Genomic DNA, 5,168 nt, shown 5'->3' on the forward strand with positions numbered 1-5,168 from the left:
CGTCGGTCGTCGCCGAGGTCGGTGGTGGTCGATCGAGGACCTCTGCGCCGACTACATCACCATCCACCAGGACGACGGCCGTCGTCGAGCTGGGCACCGGCGGTGGCGGAGTGCGACGCGCGGCAGAAGTCGCACCCGTTGCGACCCGAGACGTAGGCGGCGATCAGCCGCCGCGGCCACCCCGGCCGTACGGCAGCCCGCCCCGGCCCAGGTCTCCGGGGCCAGCTCCCTCGTGCGGTCCCTCGAGGCGCTCGACGTCGACGTCGTCTTCGGCATCCCCGGCGGGGCGATCCTGCCCGCGTACGACCCGCTCTACGACTCCAGCGTGCGCCACATCCTGGTCCGTCACGAGCAGGGCGCCGGACACGCCGCCACCGGGTACGCGCAGGCCACCGGCCGGGTCGGCGTCTGCATCGCCACCTCCGGCCCGGGCGCGACCAACCTGGTCACCCCGATCGCCGACGCGTACATGGACTCGGTGCCGATGGTCGCGATCACCGGTCAGGTCGCGCGGCCCTCGATCGGCACGGACGCCTTCCAGGAGGCGGACATCCAGGGCATCACGCTGCCGATCACCAAGCACAACTTCCTGGTCCAGACCCCCGAGGAGATCCCGCAGGTGCTGGCCGAGGCCTTCCACCTGGCCTCCACCGGGCGGCCCGGGCCGGTGCTGGTCGACATCCCCAAGGACGTCCTCCAGGCGCCGACCACCTTCGCCTGGCCGCCCACCCTGGACCTGCCCGGCTACCGGCCGACCCTGCACCCGCACGGCAAGCAGATCCGCGAGGCGGCCCGGCTGATGGCCATGGCCCGCCGGCCGGTGCTCTACGTCGGCGGCGGCGTGCTCAAGGCCGGTGCCACCGAGGGCCTGCGCACGCTCGCCGAGCTGACCGGCATCCCGGTGGTCACCACGCTGATGGCGCTGGGCGCGTTCCCCGACTCGCACCGCCAGCACCTGGGCATGCCCGGCATGCACGGCACCGTCGCCGCGGTGTACGGCCTGCAGAAGTCCGACCTGATCGTGGCGCTGGGCGCCCGGTTCGACGACCGGGTCACCGGTCAGCTGGACTCGTTCGCTCCGGACGCCACGGTGGTGCACGCCGACATCGACCCGGCCGAGATCGGCAAGAACCGGCACGCGGACGTGCCGATCGTCGGTGACGCCAAGCACGTCATCGACGAGCTGATCGCCGCGGTCACCGCCGAGCGCAAGGCCGGCCACCGGTCCGACCTGGCCGACTGGTGGACCCAGCTGGACGACCTGCGCCAGCGTTACCCGCTGGGGTACGAGGAGCCGGCCGACGGCACCCTCTCCCCGCAGTACGTGATCAAGCGGCTGGGCGAGATCGCCGGCCCGGACGCGGTCTACGTGGCCGGCGTGGGGCAGCACCAGATGTGGGCCAGCCAGTTCATCTCGTACGAGAAGCCGGGCACCTGGCTCAACTCCGGTGGCCTCGGCACCATGGGGTACGCCGTGCCGGCGGCGATGGGCGCCAAGGTCGGCCGGCCGGACACGGTGGTCTGGGCGGTGGACGGCGACGGCTGCTTCCAGATGACCAACCAGGAGCTGGCCACCTGCGCGCTGGAGGGCATCCCGATCAAGGTCGCCGTGATCAACAACGGCAACCTCGGCATGGTCCGGCAGTGGCAGACCCTCTTCTACGGTGAGCGGTACTCCAACACCGAGCTGGGCACCCACAAGCACCGCATCCCGGACTTCGTCAAGCTCGCCGAGGCGCTCGGCTGCGTCGGCCTGCGCTGCGAGACCCCCGAGGACGTCGACAAGACGATCGAGGCGGCGATGGCGATCACCGACTCGCCCGTGGTCATCGACTTCGTGGTCGGCAAGGACGCGATGGTCTGGCCGATGGTGGCCGCCGGCACCAGCAACGACGAGATCATGTTCGCCCGTGGCGTCCGCCCGGCCTTCGACGAGGACGAAATCTGATGACTCTGCACACCCTTTCGGTCCTGGTGGAGAACAAGCCGGGTGTCCTGGCCCGGGTCTCCGGCCTGTTCTCCCGGCGCGGGTTCAACATCGACAGCCTCGCCGTGGGCGAGACCGAGAACCCGGACGTCTCCCGGATCACCATCGTGGTCAACGCCGAGTCGTCCCCGTTGGAGCAGGTCACCAAGCAGCTCAACAAGCTGGTCAACGTACTCAAGATCGTGGAGCTGGACCCGCAGGTCTCGGTGGCCCGGGAACTGCTGCTGGTCAAGGTCCGCGCGGACCGCAACGCCCGGGCGCAGGTGCTGGAGACGGTCAACCTGTTCCGGGCCCGGGTGGTCGACGTCGCGCCGGACACGCTGACCATCGAGGCCACCGGCACCCCCGACAAGCTGGACGCGCTGCTGCGCGACCTCGAACCGTTCGGCATCAAGGAGATGGTCCAGTCCGGCACGGTGGCGATCGGGCGCGGCTCGCGCTCCATCACCGCCGGGCCCGCGCTGCGCGCCGCCTGATCTGACCTCGCCGCGCTCCGCGCCGCCCGAACCACCGCACAAGTCCACGACGGGCCGCTCGGACCGCCGTACGAAAGGGAAGTCAATGAGCGTTGAGGTGTACTACGACGACGACGCCGACCTGGGCCTGATCCAGGGCCGCAAGGTCGCGGTGATCGGGTACGGCAGCCAGGGCCACGCCCACGCGCTGTCGCTGCGCGACTCCGGCGTCGACGTGGTGATCGGCCTGCCGGCGGGCTCGAAGAGCCGACCGAAGGCCGAGGAGCAGGGCCTGCGCGTGCTCACGCCGGCCGAGGCGGCCGCCGAGGCCGACGTGATCATGGTGCTGGCGCCGGACACCGCGCAGCGCGGCCTGTACGCCGAGGCGATCGCCCCCAACCTCGCCCCCGGCAAGGCGCTCTTCTTCGGCCACGGCTTCAACATCCGCTACGACCTGATCAAGCCGCCGGCCGACGTGGACGTGGCGATGGTCGCCCCGAAGGGCCCCGGTCACCTGGTCCGCCGCCAGTACGTCGACGGCAAGGGCGTGCCCTGCCTGGTCGCCGTCGAGCAGGACGCCAGCGGCACCGCGTTCCAGCTCGCCCTGTCGTACGCGAAGGGCATCGGCGGCACCCGGGCCGGCGCGATCCGGACCACCTTCACCGAGGAGACCGAGACCGACCTCTTCGGCGAGCAGGCGGTGCTCTGCGGCGGCGCGGCGGCGCTGGTGCAGACCGGGTTCGAGGTGCTCACCGAGGCCGGCTACGCCCCCGAGGTGGCCTACTTCGAGTGCCTGCACGAGCTGAAGCTGATCGTCGACCTGATGTACGAGGGCGGCATCGCCCGGATGCGCTACAGCGTCTCCGACACGGCCGAGTACGGCGACCTCTCCCGTGGCCCCCGGGTCATCGACTCCCGGGTCAAGGACGAGATGCGCAAGATCCTCGGGGAGATCCAGTCCGGCGAGTTCGCCCGCGAGTGGGTGGCCGAGGACGAGGCCGGCCGGCCGAACTTCGCCAAGTGGCGGGCCGAGGGCGCGGCCCACCCGATCGAGGAGACCGGCCAGAAGCTGCGCGCCATGATGAGCTGGGTCGACCGGCCCATCACCGAGACCGCCTGACGGACCTTGCCCCACGGGGGCCACGACCCGCGACCCGACGCTCTCCCCGGCGTCGGGTCGCGGGCCGCGTGCGTACCCGCTCCCGGAACACGTCACGCCGGGTCGGCACCCCCGGCACCGACTGCTTCCTCGATCGCCCGGATCTCGTCCCACACGCGGTTCGCCTCGGCCTTCCGGTCGAGGCGCCAGAGCGTACGCAGGATGTTGCGCAGCGCCGTGAGCAGGTGCTCCGGGTGGGTCCGCTCCCGGTCGGCCCGCAGCAGGTCGACGCACTCCCGGTAGGCGTCGAGCGCCTCGTCGAGCCGGTCGACGGCGTGTCGGCGGTTGCCCAGGTCGCCAAGGGCCTCCGCAAGCGGCAGCCGGTGCTTCGCCGGGTCGGCCGCGAACAGCTCGCGCCGGATGGCCACGCACTCGTCGAGCAGCTCGGCCGAGCCGCGCGGGTCACCGCCGAGGTGCACCATCCGGGCCAGCCCGAAGAGGCAGCCGGACAGCAGGTTGCGGTACCGAGGGTCGGCGCCGGCCAGCAGCCGGCCCAACTCCACCGCTTCCCGGCCGGCAACCTGCGCCGTCCGTACCGTCTCGTCCGGCACCGTGCCGGCCGTGGCGGGTGGCACCCTCGGCCGGGTCGCCCCGACCGTCGACGGCGCCGGCCAGTCGAACCCCGGCATCGCGCAGCTCAGCGACAGGGCGACGACCAGCCGGGGACGCCACACCTCCGGCAGCCGCTCGTGGTGCCGCCGACACAGGTCGACCAGCTCGGCCAGCAGCTCCTGGACCGCCGGCCCGTCGCCTTCCGCCGCCCGCAGTGGGACCAGCTCGGCCAGGGCCTGGGCCAGGACGTCGTCGTCGGCGCCCCGGGTGTGGTCGACCGCCTCCGCCAGCCGCTCGGCCGCCTCGTCCGGGTGGCCCGCCCGCTGCGCCACGTCGGCCAGGACGAGCAGCGCGTCACCCAGTCCGCCGCGGTCCATGGACGACCCGCCGGCGATCGCCGACCGCCAGTGGTCGACCGCCTCCTCGGCCGCGTGCCGGGCCCTGGCCGGATCGTCGAGCGCGTGCCGGCACCGGGCGAGCGTGGTCAGCACCCGCCTGAGCCGGAGCTGGGCCAGCTCCCGCCACACCCCGGTGCGGGCCAGGAACCGCAGCTCGTCCCGGAGTTCGGTGGCCAGGGCGACAGCCTCCTCGAGCCGCCCGACCGCGGCCATTGACTCGGCCAGGCCGATCGAGATCAACTGGGCCGCCGACACCCACCGGGCCCGCCGCAGCAGCGGGACCGTCCGGTAGAGCGCCATCGCCTCCTGCCGGGCCGCCAGCGCCTCCTCGTGGCGGTGCAGCGTCGCCTGGCAGTCCCCGATCAGCGACAGCGTCGACGCCGACCGCATCCGCTCCCAGCTGGTGCGGGGCACGAGACGACCCCAGGTCGCCCGGGCGCGCAGCGCCAGCCGCAGCGCCTCGCGTTCCTCCCCGGAGTGGCGCAGGTAGGCGGCGGCCAGCCGGCGGGCCTCGGCGAGCACGAGCAGCGCCGCGCGGTCGGTGGCGTCCTCGACGTACCCGATCGCCTCCTCGCACTGGGCCAGCGCGGCGGCGACGGTGCGGTCGTCCGGGACGG

The 5,168-nt window shown here is 72.9% G+C and carries 4 protein-coding genes; 3 read left to right on the forward strand and 1 reads right to left on the reverse strand.

From position 1 onward, the window contains the following. The first annotated feature begins 61 nt into the window (after positions 1–61). From JNW89_RS26945 to ilvC, 3 genes are all read left to right on the forward strand, one after another. Positions 62–1,948, forward strand: a complete 1,887-nt coding sequence (locus JNW89_RS26945) for an acetolactate synthase large subunit (protein WP_238451147.1) — start codon at positions 62–64, stop codon at positions 1,946–1,948. Beyond that, complete coding sequence (gene ilvN / locus JNW89_RS26950; protein WP_088963577.1) at positions 1,948–2,463, forward strand: acetolactate synthase small subunit; 516 nt, start codon at positions 1,948–1,950, stop codon at positions 2,461–2,463. Before JNW89_RS26945 ends, ilvN begins: the two co-directional genes overlap by 1 nt. Before the next feature lie 85 nt (positions 2,464–2,548). Next, positions 2,549–3,562, forward strand: a complete 1,014-nt coding sequence (gene ilvC / locus JNW89_RS26955; RefSeq protein ID WP_238451145.1) for a ketol-acid reductoisomerase — start codon at positions 2,549–2,551, stop codon at positions 3,560–3,562. Between the two features lie 92 nt (positions 3,563–3,654). Here ilvC and JNW89_RS26960 read toward each other — a convergent pair. After that, positions 3,655–5,168, reverse strand: a 1,514-nt coding sequence (locus JNW89_RS26960) for a hypothetical protein (protein WP_375155148.1), incomplete at its 5' end; no start/stop codon positions are given.

The sequence above is a fragment of the Micromonospora sp. 4G55 genome (genome assembly GCF_016803375.1).

Excerpts from the sequence above, each read along its gene's own strand:
- ilvC (WP_238451145.1), top strand. The coding sequence starts at position 2,549 with ATGAGCGTTGAGGTGTACTACGACGACGACGCCGACCTGGGCCTGATC.
- ilvN (WP_088963577.1), top strand. The coding sequence starts at position 1,948 with ATGACTCTGCACACCCTTTCGGTCCTGGTGGAGAACAAGCCGGGTGTC.